Annotated in this window: 15 protein-coding genes; 6 read left to right on the top strand and 9 right to left on the bottom strand. The window is 35.6% G+C overall.

All coding sequences use genetic code 11. From position 1 onward, the window contains the following. The first annotated feature begins 209 nt into the window (after positions 1-209). The 6 genes from ACHRV5_RS01680 to ACHRV5_RS01655 all read left to right on the top strand — a co-directional run bounded on the left by ACHRV5_RS01680 (position 210) and on the right by ACHRV5_RS01655 (position 4637). On the top strand, positions 210-500 hold the full coding sequence (locus ACHRV5_RS01680) for a hypothetical protein (RefSeq protein ID WP_395425530.1): 291 nt from the start codon (positions 210-212) through the stop codon (positions 498-500). Continuing rightward, complete coding sequence (locus ACHRV5_RS01675) at positions 451-1017, top strand: helix-turn-helix domain-containing protein (protein WP_395425529.1); 567 nt, start codon at positions 451-453, stop codon at positions 1015-1017. Before ACHRV5_RS01680 ends, ACHRV5_RS01675 begins: the two co-directional genes overlap by 50 nt. 67 nt (positions 1018-1084) lie before the next feature. Next, the gene (locus ACHRV5_RS01670; protein ID WP_395425528.1) at positions 1085-2140 is read left to right on the top strand and encodes a serine hydrolase domain-containing protein; all 1056 of its coding nucleotides are present in this window, start codon (positions 1085-1087) and stop codon (positions 2138-2140) included. A 53-nt stretch (positions 2141-2193) separates the two neighbouring features. Next, positions 2194-2979, top strand: a complete 786-nt coding sequence (gene bla / locus ACHRV5_RS01665) for a subclass B1 metallo-beta-lactamase (protein ID WP_395425527.1) — start codon at positions 2194-2196, stop codon at positions 2977-2979. A gap of 38 nt (positions 2980-3017) precedes the next feature. Next, entirely contained in the window at positions 3018-3860 is an 843-nt protein-coding gene (locus ACHRV5_RS01660; RefSeq protein ID WP_395425526.1) for a prolyl oligopeptidase family serine peptidase, read from the top strand. 114 nt (positions 3861-3974) lie between these two features. Continuing rightward, entirely contained in the window at positions 3975-4637 is a 663-nt protein-coding gene (locus ACHRV5_RS01655) for a dienelactone hydrolase family protein (protein ID WP_395425525.1), read from the top strand. Between the two features lie 619 nt (positions 4638-5256). Here the strand turns inward: ACHRV5_RS01655 and ACHRV5_RS01650 are convergent. The 9 genes from ACHRV5_RS01650 to ACHRV5_RS01610 all read right to left on the bottom strand — a co-directional run bounded on the left by ACHRV5_RS01650 (position 5257) and on the right by ACHRV5_RS01610 (position 15425). Continuing rightward, the gene (locus ACHRV5_RS01650; protein ID WP_395425524.1) at positions 5257-6441 is read right to left on the bottom strand and encodes a DUF3570 domain-containing protein; all 1185 of its coding nucleotides are present in this window, start codon (positions 6439-6441) and stop codon (positions 5257-5259) included. Positions 6442-6459: 18 nt separating this feature from the next. Further along, positions 6460-6693, bottom strand: a complete 234-nt coding sequence (locus tag ACHRV5_RS01645; protein ID WP_072965097.1) for a DUF4266 domain-containing protein — start codon at positions 6691-6693, stop codon at positions 6460-6462. After that, the gene (locus ACHRV5_RS01640) at positions 6690-7583 is read right to left on the bottom strand and encodes an FAD:protein FMN transferase (protein WP_395425523.1); all 894 of its coding nucleotides are present in this window, start codon (positions 7581-7583) and stop codon (positions 6690-6692) included. The genes ACHRV5_RS01645 and ACHRV5_RS01640 overlap by 4 nt, the downstream gene beginning before the upstream one ends. Before the next feature lie 40 nt (positions 7584-7623). Next, positions 7624-8058, bottom strand: a complete 435-nt coding sequence (locus ACHRV5_RS01635; protein WP_395425522.1) for a thioredoxin family protein — start codon at positions 8056-8058, stop codon at positions 7624-7626. A gap of 105 nt (positions 8059-8163) precedes the next feature. Beyond that, positions 8164-8853 (bottom strand): VIT family protein, encoded by a 690-nt coding sequence (locus ACHRV5_RS01630; RefSeq protein ID WP_395425521.1) that lies wholly within the window; start codon positions 8851-8853, stop codon positions 8164-8166. A gap of 9 nt (positions 8854-8862) precedes the next feature. Then, positions 8863-9261: a hypothetical protein gene (locus ACHRV5_RS01625; protein ID WP_395425520.1), complete on the bottom strand. Its 399-nt coding sequence runs from the start codon at positions 9259-9261 to the stop codon at positions 8863-8865. Positions 9262-9485: 224 nt separating this feature from the next. Beyond that, positions 9486-9923, bottom strand: coding sequence for a hypothetical protein (locus ACHRV5_RS01620; RefSeq protein WP_395425519.1), 438 nt, complete (start codon positions 9921-9923; stop codon positions 9486-9488). A 26-nt stretch (positions 9924-9949) separates the two neighbouring features. Then, positions 9950-11077, bottom strand: coding sequence for an efflux RND transporter periplasmic adaptor subunit (locus tag ACHRV5_RS01615; RefSeq protein WP_395425518.1), 1128 nt, complete (start codon positions 11075-11077; stop codon positions 9950-9952). A 7-nt stretch (positions 11078-11084) separates the two neighbouring features. Continuing rightward, positions 11085-15425 (bottom strand): CusA/CzcA family heavy metal efflux RND transporter, encoded by a 4341-nt coding sequence (locus tag ACHRV5_RS01610; RefSeq protein ID WP_395425517.1) that lies wholly within the window; start codon positions 15423-15425, stop codon positions 11085-11087. Positions 15426-15495: the final 70 nt, after the last annotated feature.

Below are 15495 nucleotides of genomic sequence, written 5' to 3'. Positions count from 1 at the left end.
AGTCTTTCGTAATTTTTGTGGTAAAAATATCAGGGTTAATCATTCGAATATGTTACTTTCCTAAAAAATACGAAAAATCCTGTTTTAATATTAGCAGTTTATTATCTTTGTTTTAAGCAACAGAAGTTTTTTCACAGACTAAAGTCGATAACAATCTCATTGAACCAATAGTAATTAAAACAACTCTTCGAAATTATAATAGCAAGTTAATGAAAATAGTTTTTCACCAACCTAAAAATAGCATTCTTAAAAAATATATGGAAGGTTACTATTTTATGACTCCTGATGATTCTCATCAACCATTTCACTACCTCACTTTTCCAAATAATTTTTTTATTCTTTCTGTAGCAATCGGCAGTCAGATTATGACTGATGATAACCAAATTATCATAACGCATTCCGCTGAAAGCGAGATAATAGCAGATTTTCTGGCTCGTTATACAAGACCAATTGAAATTCTATATAAAGATCCCGTACCAGAAATCACCATTTTATTTTAAGCCATCGGGCATCAATCATTTTATTGATAAAGCTTATCTGCTTTTCGAGCAGAAAACGGCAATCAACTTCAATCCCTTTGATGATTTTTATGAAAAAATGAAGGGTATATTGGAACTGAAGGATAGAACACTCCAAATAGATCTGCTTGAAGAATACTGGCTTTCTAAATTTGTACAAAAAGACCAGCAATTGGTAGAGGAAATTTTACTTGATATAGAATCAGATCTGAAAATTTCAGACATTGCTTCAAAGCATCATATGTCAAGACAGCATCTTAATACTCTATTCACAAAAACAGTCGGAAAACCCTGTTCTGAATATAGAAAAATCTATCGTTTCAGATCGACAATTGAAAAAAAGAAGGACACAAAAAAACTGACACAGCTTACATATGACAATCTATTTTATGATCAATCTCATATGATAAAAGATTTTAAAGACCTTACCAAGGTAAGTCCTCTATCTTTCTTTAAAAAAATAGATATAGACAAAAAAAATATTTGGCTTTACATATAGACTTTACATTTTTACAATTTTCGGTGTCGTGATAAGACTACTTTCGTAATCTTATAGCGAAAAAAAAATGAAACAAAATTTCAAGCTTGCATTTTTTGCAATCATCATTTTATTTGCAAGTTGCAACTTATCGGCACAGCAAAAAGACAATTACTCAACAAAAATCGACAGTTTACTGAAAACCAAAAATCCAAGAGATTTTAACGGAGTGGTTTTTATTCAACAAAACGGAAAATTAAAATATGCAAAAGCGTTTGGATTTGACGATTTCAATAAAAAAACTTTGCTGAAAGTCGACGATAAATTCTCTACAATGTCGTTGGCAAAACAATTTACAGCAACACTTATTTTACAGCAAGTAGAAAAAGGAACGATTGATTTGCAAACACCTATTCGTAAATATTTGCCAGATTTTAAATATTCCTGGGCAGATACGGTTACCGTTCATCAGCTGCTGAATAACACTTCGGGTTTGTACAGCGAAAGTTTGGACAAACCCCTAAAGTTTAAGCCTGGAACGGCCTTTAATTATTCAAACGTTGGTTATTATGTGGCTGGATTGGTTTTGGAAAAGCAAAGCGGGAAAAAGTTTGAAACATTAGTAACAGCGCTATTCAAAGCATGCAAAATGAGGAACAGCTATTATCCGAATGAAACCAGCAGCCAATTTTTGACGAAAGGGCACTTAATAAAGAAAGATGGAACGATAAGTCAATTTGATAAAATAAGCTTTACAACTGATCATTATTGGGGAAGTCATTTAATTGTATCGGCACAAGATCTGGCAAAATGGAATGAATGTTTACACAACGGTAAATTACTAAAGTCAACTACTTATAAAATGATGACCGGTTATTCAATAACCAATACCCATACACTTTTTAGTGATAAACCAATTGGGTATGGTTACGGATTACGCATAAATGATAAAGAAAATATACTTGAATTTGGACATACAGGCTTTCATCCAAGTGAAGGATTTACAGCGGTCAATTTATATTATCCTAAAACAGATACAAGTATTATTGTTATGGAGAATCAGGCGAACGAAAATTTTGAGATTGCCTACTATTTTGAACATCAAATTAGAAAAATTATAAAAAACAGTCAGCTTTTAAAATAAAACTTAGATATGACACGAGACAACTTTTACAATCAATAATCTTAAGAACAAATATGAATCAAATTTGTAGATTACCATTTCTTGGAATATCACTTCTATTTTTAAGCTGCAATTCAACATCAGTTGTTAGAAAACAAAATGGAAATCTATCAGCTGATACTTATTTGCCTAAAGTGGTTTATAAATCAGGAGATTTTGTCATAACGCAATTAACTGAAAATGCATTTGAACATAAATCTTTTCTGCAAACAAAGAGTTCCGGGAAAGTGCCTTGCAATGGAATGATAGTTAGAAACAGTGGTGAAGCAATTATCTTTGATACAACATCCGACAGTCTTTCCTCTGCGAAATTGATTACATGGGTGAAGGAAAAACTGAACTGCAAGATAAACGCTGTTGTGCCAACCCATTTTCATATTGATAATCTGGGTGGGTTGAAAGCATTTGAACAAGCCGGAATTCAGTCATATGCTAATTTTAAAACCATTGAATTTGCAAAAGAACGAAACGAAAATTTACCACAAAATGGTTTTACGGATTCGCTTGTAATAAAAGTTGGAAACAAGAAAGTCATAGCAAAATTTTTTGGAGAAGGTCATACACGTGATAATACTGTTGGATATTTTCCTGATGAAGAAATATTATTCGGAGGCTGTTTAATAAAAGAGATGGATGCCACCAAAGGCAACCTTGCAGATGCAAATGAAAATGAATGGTCAAATACGGTAGCAAAAATAAAAAAATCATATCCCAATATTAAATACTTGATTCCAGGGCACGGACAATATGGTAATCAAAAATTATTAGATTATACTATCGAATTATTTAAAAAACATTAAGAATATTCCACAATAAGACAACCTCATAAAAAAACACAATGGCAAAGAACTTTTTTATTTTATTCATTTCTACAATTTTATTAATAGGCTGTTCGACAAATAAAGAACAATTCGGAGAAAGTACTATTGAAAATGCTACCGGCACAGCTTTATCGAAAGATGAGTTTTCTAAAATCAGGAGTTTAAACAATGAGACTTTCGATACGGTAAATTTTGTAAGTAGAGAGCAAGTAGGTCTAAAGTACCGTTTATATAAACCCAAACAGCAAAAAACAAGTAAATCATTCCCATTAGTAATCGTGTATCATGGTTCCGGAAGGCCCATTGGAACTGATAATAGTTCTCAATTGGGGGTTTTACCAAAACTATTTGCAAGTGCAGAAATACAAAATAAATATCCAGCATATGTTTTAGCGCCGCAATTCTCTGAGCGGTCTTCAGACTATGAAACCGACAATAAAAGAAATCTGCTGTATTCAAAACCTAGAGCTTCCCTAAATTCAGTAATGCAGCTTATAGACTCGCTAAAATCAAATTTAAATATTGACAGTAAAAGAATTTACGCAGTTGGATATTCTATGGGCGGTTCGACTGCAATTAATTCATTGGCATCAAGACCGGATCTTTTTGCAGCAGGAATTAGTATTTCTGGCATACCGCAGTTTGATAAAACAGAAAAGCTGAAAACAATTCCCATTTGGCTTATTCATGGTCTTGATGACACAGAAAACCCGATCAGCAGTGATGAGCAATTTTATAAAGAAATGAGCGCTAATATCCGTTTTTGGAAATTAAAGGGAACAACCCACGATAATGTATTTACCACTACGATTTTAGGAGAAACATTACCGGAATGGTTGTTCAAACAGCATAAGAAATAAAACTGCTGCTGATACCGATTTTGCAAAAATAAAAATTTCAAAAAATACCAGATATGATGTAGTTACGAATTTTAATAAAAAGATTTTATAAAACAAATTAAACAAAACTTACCTATGAAACAATTACCAAAGTTATTCTTTACCTTTTTACTTATTATGTTTTTTGGTTGTACTGGTTTTAGCCAAGAAAAAGCAATTGCCAGTGACCAACGTTATATTTTCTTTTTTCATAATGGTTTTATTGAACAAAATGATCTTAGTGTAGCACATCCTGAATATGGAAAAGCAGAATACAATGAAATTTTAGATTCCTATAGAAAGGATAATTTTATTGTTTTCAGCGAAATTAGAAAGAAAGATACTGATGTTCATAAATATGCAAAAAAGGTAGTCAAACAAATTAAAGGATTACTAAAAAAAGGTGTTTCGCCAGAAAAAATAACCGTAATAGGAACTTCGAAAGGGGGGTACATTGCACAATACGTATCAACTTATCTGGCAAATCCAGAGGTGAATTTTGTTTTTATCGGATGTTTCAGGGATGTCGATATTGAAGAATGGCCTGATATTAATTTTTGTGGAAACATTCTAACTATATACGAACAATCAGATGTATTGGGCGTTTCAGCTATTAGAAGAAAAGAAACTTCTAAACTTAAAGTAAATCATTTTAAGGAAGTAGAGTTATATACTAATCTTAAGCATGGCTTTTTATATAAAGCCTCAGACGGATGGATTGCACCTTCTAAAAAATGGGCAAATGGGAACTATGAGTAGTGCACATAATTTGACAAACCTGTGGAAAAAAGTAAACAATTTTGGACTCAGTTGATCCGTAATTAATTAGGTACAAGTAGGAGAGTGGTTTGTAAGATTATAGACCACTTTGTAAATTGTCTTTTATAATTAGACCTTGAAAATTAGTTCAGCAAAATTTAGAAAAATGTTAGTCTTTGTTTTAACTCATTCAATGTTTTCGAATGCTGTTAAGTTATCTTATTTAAACGGAAAAATGATTTAAAGGTAATTTCTTTAGTGGTCAAAATAAAAAAATGGCGCCAATTGTCTTCAATTGGCGCCATTTGGCTTTGTAGTGACCGCAACGGGACAAATTTCTATAAATTTTATGGAAGATTTGAAGAGATTGGCTTACTACTGGTAGGGCATGACTTTCAGTGGCTTTACGAATTTGGTTTGGATGTCCTGTTGGGGATTGATGTAAATTTGTTTCTAACTTTATTTTTTTTATATGAGAGTAGCATTAAAATCGTCTTAGCTTTTTATGGTAAGAAAGGTATCCCTTCCAATTTCCTAATTTATCTAAAATTATAAACCACCATCGTCAAAACGACTTTGGTGGTTTTTTAATCAATGTAATTTTGAATTAAGTTTTTAACTATTTGTATTTAATGTTGATACTTATAATATCAGATGTCATATTAGTAGTCCTTGTATAATGTCCATAACGTATCTCTAAGGTATTCCAGTGTTTAAGACCAAAAATTCCATTAAGAGGAGTAAATTTCATTCCCATTCCAAAGAAACTGCTGTCAAACTTAGACAAATCATAGTTGCTGGTGTAGTATTCATCGGCTGCCGTATGTTCTCCGTAGGGTTTAAAATACTTCGTTCCTGTCTGGGTATAATATCTGTAAAACGGACTCACTGAATACGCCTGCGTTAATTTCACCGGAATTTCAAGATCAGCAGTATGGGCTTTTAAGCTCCAATCATCTGAATAATATCTGTAATAGGCACGAATAATTACATTATCTCCGAAAAAATAACTGGCTCTGATTCCCAGTGGAATTTTGAGTCTTGTATCGGGCATTTTTTCCTGATGCACTGATCCGTCTGCAAAATAAACCCTGTGAAACGGAAGGCTTAAATATCCGTTTTGGCTGATAACATCACCTACAAGCATTACCTGCAGATTTTTGTTTACAACCTGAGAATAACTTAAAGTTCCTGCAAAAGTATTTCGGTTCGCACTTCCGTAACCTTCCTGACCGGGAGGACGAAGTTCAATGGGTTCAATTAGCTTTAACTGATCGAGAAAGGTCTGGAATTTAGCGGTAAATTCTCCGTTTCTGTCTCTGTTTTTTTGCGAGAAACTAATATTTCCTCCAAAAGACTGGTAATCAAATTCGGTCGATGATGAAACGCCAATTCCCAGTGTTCTTCCTTTTTCTTCGTTTTCTCTCAGATAAGTTAGAGAAGGGTAGAAGCGGTTGTCTGAAGAGGATGCAGATGAATTGGCACTCAAATCAATCATATCTGATGAGGCAGAAGTATAATGATCAATACCGGCTTCAATATCAAAAGTATGCTTGATTCCGGTTTCGCCATATTTTATCAATTTAACATCAATGGTATTGGCAATATCGGTAAGATGCTCAGAACCAATCCCCCCGGTAACAGCTGAATTGTTTCCGTCCTGCTTGTAATAGCTGGAAACCAGATTGACCTCCTCTAGTTTTAATTTTCTGCTTTTGTAAGCTGTGGAATCTGTAGGGACATTTTGTGCTCTTACCTGAAATAATGCCAGTAAAGCAAATCCTGTAATGAATATTCTTTTCATTTTTTGATCGTATGAAAATTAATTACAACCACAGCCGCCGCCGCTTTTTCCTGAATTTGCTCCGGAAGCTCCTTCACGGTAGGATTGAAAACTGAGTTCTGTCTTTTCGATTTTTCTATTGGAAAGCACCATTTCAGAATCGTTGATTTTTCCTTTCTGGTATTCTTTTACAGATGTGCAGGAGGTGAGTAGAATGCCCGTAAAAGCAATGCTGCAGAATAGTACGAGCGCTTTTTGTTTTGGCTTTTTCATTTTAGGCGAATGTTTTTAGAAGTGTGAATTTTGTTGTTGTCGTCAATGATAATACAATATAGATCTGCTATTTGATCTATTAAAAACAAGCCTGCTTTAATCCCCATAACCGCTATTGGTGTTGCCATTGCATCTGCAAATTCAGCGTTTGACGCCATAATGGTCACACTTTTTATTCCGGTTATCGGGAGTCCTGTTTTTGGGTCAATGGTATGCGAATATTTTTTGCCTTTAATAGTTACGAACTTTTCATAATTCCCGGATGTTGCCACCGCTTTATTGGAAATTTCCATGTATGAAAATGCAGCATTTGGAGCGTCAGGATCTGCTACGCCAATGGTCCATTTTCTACCGTCGGGCTGTAATCCCCAGGCCGAAAGATCGCCGCTGGCATTAATAATTCCGCTTTCAACATTATGATTTAAAAGTATTTGCTTTGCCATTTCAGCAGCATATCCTTTTCCGATACCACCAAAACCAATTCGCATTCCTTTTTCTTTTAAAAATACGGTCGTATTTTCCGGGTCTAAAATGATATTTCTGTAATCAATAAGATGTACCATTTTTAAAGCCGTTTCGGCATCTGGTAATTCAGTCATTTTTTTATCAAAATTCCATAGACTTTTGTCGATACTTCCATAAGAAATATCAAAGGCACCTTGCGTAATTCTTGAAATTCCAATGCATCTTTCAATAAGATGAAAAACTTCAGGATCTACTTTTACAGGTTTAATTCCCGCATTTTCATTAATGAGATTGGTTTGGCTGTCCTCTTTATAAGTAGTCAAAAGTTTTTCGATGCGTTTGATTTCTTCAATAGCAAGATTAATATTCTTATTTCCGATATGCTCATTTTCAGCCACAACAGTAATAGTAAAGTTGTTTCCCATGAGTTTAAGGGACTCGGAATACTTTTGTTTTTTTAGTATGTTACTTTTTGCTATCACAGATCGCTTTTATTTCGGCAGTCCACCCTTCAGGAGTAGTTTCCGGTTTTCCGTGCCAGGTTTTAAGAACTTTACCATCAGCATCCAAAAGCAGGGTTAAAGGGAAACTTCCTTCTTTATTATAAATCTCGGCTAAATCTTCATTTCGCTTTACCTGCTGGGGCGTTCCTATGTTTTTCTTTTTTCTTGGAAAATCAGCATTAACCAGTACCAGATTCTCATTGGCCATCTCTGTGAATGCCGGACTTTCAAGATAGTCTCTGCGCGTCACGATACAAGGCCCGCACCAGTCTGAACCGGAGAAGTTCAATAGAATTAATTCGTGCTTTTCCTTTGCCACTTTTTTGGCATTAGTAAAGTCAGGTTCCCAGTTGATGGGAAGCACTGTCATTAAAAGGAACATTGTAATTAGTTTCATTTTACGGAGTTGTTTTAAGTATATACGAAATAACGAATTGTCGGGTATCTTATTTTTTTTGCTTGCTTAAGATTCGATTAAATTTTAAATCAAAAAAACTATTCCCTAAGCAGTCTGAACACCAAAAATATAACCCACGAGTGCTGACATTACCATGGCAAAAGTGCCCCAGATACAAATACGCACTACAGCTTTTAAAGTATGTGATCCGCCGGCTTTTGCTGCCAGTATTCCTGATAGTGCTAAAAAGAGTATCGAAAAACCATACTGATAAAATACCATTTCTTTGATAGGTGCAAAAATAGCCACCAAAAGAGGCAATAAACCACCAATAATAAAGGATATGGCCGATGCAAAAGCTGCTGTAAGCGGGTTGGCCTGTGTGATTTCATTAATTCCGAGTTCATCCCGCGCATGGGCTTCAAGCGCATCATGAGCCGTTAATTCGACAGCAACCTGTCTGGCCAGTTCTTTATTTAAACCTCTTTGAATATAAATGCCAGTTAATTCTTCCAGTTCTTCTTCCGGCAGGGTTTCAAGAGCAATTTTTTCTCTTTTCAAATCTGCAATTTCTACATCGGACTGGGAACTTACCGAAACATATTCACCTGCTGCCATGGAAAGTGCACCGGCTACTAAACCTGCTACGGCAGCCAGTAAAATAGGCTCCCTGGTTACACTCGCTGCCGCAACACCAATGGCTAAACTGGTAGTGGATAAGATTCCGTCGTTTGCCCCCAGGACAGCTGCCCTGAGCCACCCGCTTCTATTGATATAATGGTTTTCAACGTGCATAATTTTAATTTATAGTAGTTTAATCCAATCCGGATCTTCAGAGGTTTTTGGAACGCCTCCAAAATTAGTTTTTAGAAACTGTCTTATTTGTAATGCTGTTTTGTTTTGTGTAGCACTTTTCCAGTCATTGATATCATAAATATGAATCTGCTTTGCATTTGTGTTTGTAACAAATGAAATTCGGGATATCGAATCCTTATATTTTTTTATTTCATTTAACATCTCGCGATTTGGCACCACAACAAGAATGTTTTCCCAATCAAGAAAATTCTTAGGGATATCCTCACGGTCTTTCAATCCTAAAAATTCAATAAAGGCTTTTATTTTTTGATCATTAAGCCTATGTATAGCTAAGTCAACCTTTTTTAGAATAATGTGGAGATTTCTATCATCTCTAATTATACCCATATTTAAAATATTTTTTTCATATTATAAAATTACATCAACCTGTTGTAAAAGAATGGTTTAAGATCTGTAGAATGATTCTAAATTTTAGAATACAATTTTTGGTTAGTGTTTCAATGAAACTTTTTAAAGCTTTTTTATTAACGATATCCACAGCAGAAATTTTTTAGACCACTGTGGATTATAATTTTTTTAAACAGTTGTTTTAATGAAATGATCAAAGTATATTACCTGATTTCAGAATGTCTGATTTCTCCGCCTGTAGTGCCAGTTTGCTGACCAAAGTATAAAACTGCCAGACAGTATACCAGTATAGCTAAAGCAATATAATTAGCATACGATTTCTTTTTCCAATTGCTCCACAAAGCAACTATCGAACCTATGCCCAGTACATAGGATAGTAGAGCAAATACTTCTGCTTTTTCTTCATGTTCATGGATTAAACTTTTAGAGATTCCGTCAATTTGTTTTACCACATGCTCGGCGCCTTCGCCTGTTGCTATTGCCGCAAATGCTGTTATTGCTCCCAGTATAAAAATACAGTAAGCCGTTCTTTTTACAATTTCAGATTTTACTATAAATCCGCCAATGAGTACCAATAAACCTACAATGGGTATGATAATAGGCAAGTGGTTCAATACTAAGTGATAATGTGCTCCGTTCATAATGTTTTGTTTTAAATTATTAATTTTTATTCTTCTTTATTTTTCATTTTCATAAGTAGGGTATAAGCTCCATTGGTAACAATTTTTTTATTTCTGAATTTTTCAGGGTTTAAAATCTCCAAATAGCCGTTTTCTTTGGCTCCCACGGTAACTTCTGTCATTTCATATTGTTGCTTTCCGGTTTGGGTAAAAACATAGTCTTTACTCTCAAAGGTCACAATACTTAATTCAGGTAATGCATTGGCTAAGCCCGATGTTGTTTCTACTTCGGCATTCATGTACATGCCGGGTAAAAGGTATTTGTCATACTTTACAAAATGGCAATGTACCTCTGTGTTTCCGTTAGAGTTAATGTCTTTGTTGATGAGTATGATTTTGCATTCGTACTTTTTATTGGGCGCTGCATTACTGTAGGCAATCACTTTTTGCCCTATGGCAAGCTGTGCAATATTGGTATCATAAACGTTAAGGTTTAAGTGAATGTCGCTGGGATCTATCAGCTCAAACATTACTTCACCCGGAGCGATATATTTGCCTATATTAATGTTGACCTTGCTTACAAAACCTGTTATAGTACTCAAAATGCTTATACTTTTAGAAATTTTATTGGCTGACAAATGATTCGGATTGATATTAATCAGTTTGAGTTTTTCTGATAAAGCGTTTACTGTTATACGAAGGCTGCTTGCTTCAGATTCTGCTAATTGAGTTGTTTTATCACTGCTGGCTTTAGATTGATTAAGATCTTTTTGACGTGCGAATTCCATCTCAGCAAAATGCAGTTTAGATTTTGCCATCAGATAATCTTGCTGTAACTGAACATATTGCTGATCTTGCAAGGTAGCTATTACTTCCCCTTTTTTTACCTGCATTCCGGGTAAGAGTTTACTGTTTATCAAATATCCTCCAAGCGGAGCATTTACAGATACTAAATTTTGTGGCGGAACATCTATTTTTCCATTTAATTTTATAACCGTGGCAATATTTTTCTGTGTTAATTGGGCAGTTGCGATACTTGCATTTTTGAATTGCGCATCAGTAAGTATTACACTATTTTCGTTTACATGTTTTTCTGTTACTGTTTGTTCTTCGGTTGTGTTTTTGCATGCATTTAGTATAAAAAGCATACTTATAAACAAGGATATATTTTTCATTTAAGTGTTAATTTGAAGTGATAAAATTAAGTTCTATACTGCTCTCGTTTAGTGCTCTTACAGCTTCTAGGTAATTGCTTTGTATGGCAATTGCCTGATTGATTACCATTACAAAATCCAGGAAATTAATTTCACCGTTACTAAATTGTTTATTAGCCGTTTCTTTAATCAGCGTGGCATTTTTCATGCCTGTATCTTCAAAATATGCTGTTATTTTGGTATTGCTTTTATGAGCAGCCATTAATTGTTTATAGCGATTCTGCAAAAGTTGTAATTGCATTTGATATTCATTTTCTGCAATGCTTTCTCCAACTTTAGATGCTTTTATTTTGGCACTCTGGCTTCCTGCAAAAATGGGTATTCCCAGTCCCGCCTGTACAGAGCTAAAGCGGTTACTTCCGTGATAATAGTTATTATCAGGTCCCATACCTTTAAAACTATTATTGAAGTAGCCTATAGTAAGATCCGGCAAGTATTTTGATTTTTCTAATTGCGTTTGTGCAGCAGCATTATTTTTTTGTTGCTGCGACAGTTTTAAAAGAATATTATTCTCAACTCCATCATTCATGGAAACAAGAGGACATTTGAGACTTTTTTCTAAAGGAGTAACAGTATTCTCTGAATTCAAAAGTACCTGAAGCTCTAATAAGGTAGTCTGCATCTCCTGTTGTAGCTGCATCAATTGTATGGCAATGGCAGCTCTTTGGTTTTCGGCAGTAGTTTTTTCCAGAATATTACTTTCTCCTTTTTGCAACCGAAGATTTGCTTTGTCATAAAAGCCATTAAAAAGTGTATCTGCTTGTTGTAATAGTTTTTCTTTTTCTTTATAATAAAGGAAGGTATAAAAAACTTGTGTTACAGCCTTTTTTATTTCGTGCTCTTTTAATGTAGTACTTAATACCGAAGTTTTCCATTGTTCTGATAACAGCTGTTTTTGTTTTTTATAAATGGTAGGAAATGCTATAGTTTGTGAAATACCAAATCTCGTATCATCATAAGCACTATTTATTTGTCCTGCTTCTGCAAAAACGGTTGTTTTAGGAATATCAGATCCTGATTTAATAAGTGCTTGCGTGTAAGCCGTTCTCAGTTTTTCGTTTTTTATACTATTGTTTTTCTCAGTTGCCATTTTTAATGCCGTTTCAAGACTTATTTTTTCCTGTGCATGTGCAGCTGAAAAAACAGAAAAGAAAACCAGAACAAACGCTGCTTTTTGAGTTAAACTTTTTATTTTAAAGCCTTTTTCAAACAAGATATAGAGCAGGGGCAATACAAACAAGGTCAAAAAGGTAGCGACTAACAAACCACCTATTACTACTGTTGCCAGAGGGCGTTGTACCTCGGCACCTGCGCCGTTGCTTAAAGCCATTGGCAAAAAGCCCAACGAAGCGACAAAAGCAGTCATTAACACAGGACGAAGTCTTGATTTTGTTCCTGTTAAAACAATTTGAGCGAGATTTTTCATTCCGTTATTTTTAAGTCGGTTAAATTCAGCGATTAGTACAATTCCGTTTAAAACAGCTACTCCAAACAAAGCAATAAAACCTACACCGGCACTAATGCTAAAAGGCATACCGCGCAAGGCCAGGAAGAATATTCCCCCAATTGCAGATAACGGAATTGCGTTATAAATAAGCAGTCCATGCTTAACGGAATTGAACGCGAAGAAGAGCAAAATAAAAATTAGTACCAGCGAAACAGGAACGGCAATCATAAGGCGGTCTTTTGCCTGGTTTAAATTCTCGAATGCACCACCATAAGTAACATAATATCCGGTAGGCAATTTTAGTTCTTTGTCGACTTTGGCCTGTAATTCATTTACGATACTTTGTACATCTCTGCCTTTTACGTTAAAGCCTACAACAATTCTGCGTTTTGTGTCCTCACGCTGTATTTGGTTAGGACCGTTTTTAATTTCTACCCTGGCAAGTTGCGATAAAGGGATCTGACTTCCGTCTGATGAGGGAATGAGCAGATCTCGAATGTCCTGGATATCTTTTCTTTCATTGGCGTTCAGGCGCACCACCAGATCAAACCTTTTTTCCTGTTCAAACACTAAGCCCGTGCTTTGTCCTGCAAAAGCGGTATTGATCACTTTGTTAATATCACCTATTGATAAATGATGTTGGGCAATTGCAGGTCGGTTATACGATATAATTACTTGTGGCATACCGGCAACGGGTTCTATGAATAAATTGGCAGTTCCCTCTACCTTGCTAATGATTTTGCCCAGTTTGTTTGCCGTCAGTGCTAATGTATCTAAGTTTTCTCCAAATATTTTAAGCACAACATCTTGTCTGGCTCCTGTCATGAGTTCGTTAAAGCGCATTTGTACCGGAAATTGAAATCCTGTCGTAATTCCGGGAACATCTTCCAGGGCTTTGCTCATTTTAGCCGATAATTCATTAAAAGTTCTAGCCGATGTCCATTCTTTTTTATCTTTTAAAATTACCATCATATCACTGGCTTCCATTGGCATTGGATCTGTAGGAACTTCGCCGCTGCCTATTTTGGTCACTACTTTTAATACTTCCGGAAACTGGCTTTTGAGTATATGTGCCGCTTTTTGGGTACTTTCTATAGTGGTATTTAAGTTACTGCCTGTAAGCACTCGTGTGTCTACTGCAAAATCACCTTCTTCCAGCGCTGGTATAAATTCGCCTCCCAGAGTGGTCAGTGTTAGTACCGCCAATACAAAAAGCAGTAAGACAGAACCCAACACGGTTTTAGGAAAACGAAGTATCCTTTTTAGTCTATTTTGATAGCTGTTTTCAAGGCGTTTCATTACCCGGTCTGAAAGATTTTCTTTGTGTTTTGTTTTTTTACTTAGAAAAAAAGCGCTCATCATCGGAATATAAGTCAGAGACAAAATAAAAGCGCCCAGCAAAGCAAAAGCAACGGTTTGTGCCATAGGTTTAAACATTTTACCTTCGATACCCTGCAGGGTAAAAATGGGCAGGTAAACGATCAATATGATGATTTGCCCGAATACGGCACTGTTCATCATTTTACTGGCTGAACTTGTAACGGTTTTATCCATTTGATCAGCAGTAAGTGAAGCGTGTTCCTTATGTTTAGCAGTACTGGCGAGATGATGCATAATGGCTTCGACAATTATGACCGCACCGTCTACAATTAATCCGAAATCGAGCGCTCCAAGACTCATTAAATTCCCGCTTACACCAAAGAGATTCATCATGCAAATAGCAAAGAGCATCGCGAGCGGAATTACCGATGCCACGAGTAAACCTGCCCTGAAATTCCCCAGAAACAGTACCAAAACAAACACTACAATTAAAGCTCCTTCAAGTAAGTTTTTCTCGACTGTACCAATGGCATTATTGACCATTTTTGTTCGGTCCAGAAAAGGTTCAATTTCGACACCTTCAGGTAGTGTTTTTTGTATTTGGGCAATTTTTTCCTTTACATTTTTAATCACCTCACTACTATTCGCCCCTTTAAGCATCATGACGATCGCTCCTGAAACTTCGCCCTGGTCATTATAGCACATAGCGCCGTAACGTGTTGCAAACCCCGTTTTTACCTGGGCTACATCTCTTATAAACAATGGAGTGTCACTGTTTTTATTGACAATGGCGATATTCTCTATATCGGCAATAGTGCCAATGAGGCCTTCGCTGCGGATATAAAGCACGGTTGGTCCTTTTTCTATATACGAACCACCTGTGTTTTGATTATTGTCCTGAACTGCTGCAAAGACGTCATTAATAGTTATCCCATAAGCATTTAGTTTATCAGGACTAATGCTGATTTCATATTGCTTAAGTTTACCACCAAAACTGCTCACTTCAGCCACTCCTTTAACACCAAGTAGTTGTCGTCTGACAATCCAGTCCTGAATCGTTCTTAAGTCTGTTACATTGAATTTTTGTTCATACCCTTTTTTTGGTTTAACCACATATTGATAAATTTCACCAAGTCCTGTTGATATTGGCCCTAATGTAGGGGTACCAATACCTTGTGGAATCTCATTTTGTACCTGCTGCAAGCGTTCTGCAACTTGCTGTCTTGCCCAGTACACATCAACATCATCATCAAAAACGATAGTAACCAGTGACAATCCAAATCTGGAAAAGCTTCGGATTTCTTTCATTCCAGAGATATTGCTATTGGCCTGTTCTATAGGAAAAGTGACCAATCGCTCAATATCAGTCGCGCCAAATGAAGGTGCTATGGTTATAATTTGTACCTGGTTGTTTGTGATATCCGGAACGGCATCAATAGGCAGGCGAGTGGCCTCGTATGAGCCATAGCCAATCAGGGCAATTATAAAAAGCCCTACAATGAGTTTATTCCTTACGGAAAACTCAATTATTTTAGTAAGCATAAGTTTGTTTTGTTAATCGTCGTTATAAAAAAATAAGGAATAGCAAAAACACACGCCATTAGCCGTGAAA

It is taken from the genome of Flavobacterium sp. FlaQc-52 (genome assembly GCF_044007495.1).
Taxonomy (GTDB): domain Bacteria; phylum Bacteroidota; class Bacteroidia; order Flavobacteriales; family Flavobacteriaceae; genus Flavobacterium; species Flavobacterium cupriresistens.
The sequence above is the reverse complement of the archived record's forward strand: the minus strand, read 5'-3'. Positions and strand labels throughout refer to the sequence as shown.

Bases quoted from the DNA above. Each gene is read 5' to 3' on its own strand.
- ACHRV5_RS01680 (WP_395425530.1), top strand. From the start codon at position 210: ATGAAAATAGTTTTTCACCAACCTAAAAATAGCATTCTTAAAAAATAT.
- ACHRV5_RS01670 (WP_395425528.1), top strand. From the start codon at position 1,085: ATGAAACAAAATTTCAAGCTTGCATTTTTTGCAATCATCATTTTATTT.
- bla (WP_395425527.1), top strand. From the start codon at position 2,194: ATGAATCAAATTTGTAGATTACCATTTCTTGGAATATCACTTCTATTT.
- ACHRV5_RS01660 (WP_395425526.1), top strand. From the start codon at position 3,018: ATGGCAAAGAACTTTTTTATTTTATTCATTTCTACAATTTTATTAATA.
- ACHRV5_RS01655 (WP_395425525.1), top strand. From the start codon at position 3,975: ATGAAACAATTACCAAAGTTATTCTTTACCTTTTTACTTATTATGTTT.
- ACHRV5_RS01650 (WP_395425524.1), bottom strand. From the start codon at position 6,441: ATGAAAAGAATATTCATTACAGGATTTGCTTTACTGGCATTATTTCAG.
- ACHRV5_RS01645 (WP_072965097.1), bottom strand. From the start codon at position 6,693: ATGAAAAAGCCAAAACAAAAAGCGCTCGTACTATTCTGCAGCATTGCT.
- ACHRV5_RS01640 (WP_395425523.1), bottom strand. From the start codon at position 7,583: ATGGGAAACAACTTTACTATTACTGTTGTGGCTGAAAATGAGCATATC.
- ACHRV5_RS01635 (WP_395425522.1), bottom strand. From the start codon at position 8,058: ATGAAACTAATTACAATGTTCCTTTTAATGACAGTGCTTCCCATCAAC.
- ACHRV5_RS01630 (WP_395425521.1), bottom strand. From the start codon at position 8,853: ATGCACGTTGAAAACCATTATATCAATAGAAGCGGGTGGCTCAGGGCA.
- ACHRV5_RS01625 (WP_395425520.1), bottom strand. From the start codon at position 9,261: ATGGGTATAATTAGAGATGATAGAAATCTCCACATTATTCTAAAAAAG.
- ACHRV5_RS01620 (WP_395425519.1), bottom strand. From the start codon at position 9,923: ATGAACGGAGCACATTATCACTTAGTATTGAACCACTTGCCTATTATC.
- ACHRV5_RS01615 (WP_395425518.1), bottom strand. From the start codon at position 11,077: ATGAAAAATATATCCTTGTTTATAAGTATGCTTTTTATACTAAATGCA.
- ACHRV5_RS01610 (WP_395425517.1), bottom strand. From the start codon at position 15,425: ATGCTTACTAAAATAATTGAGTTTTCCGTAAGGAATAAACTCATTGTA.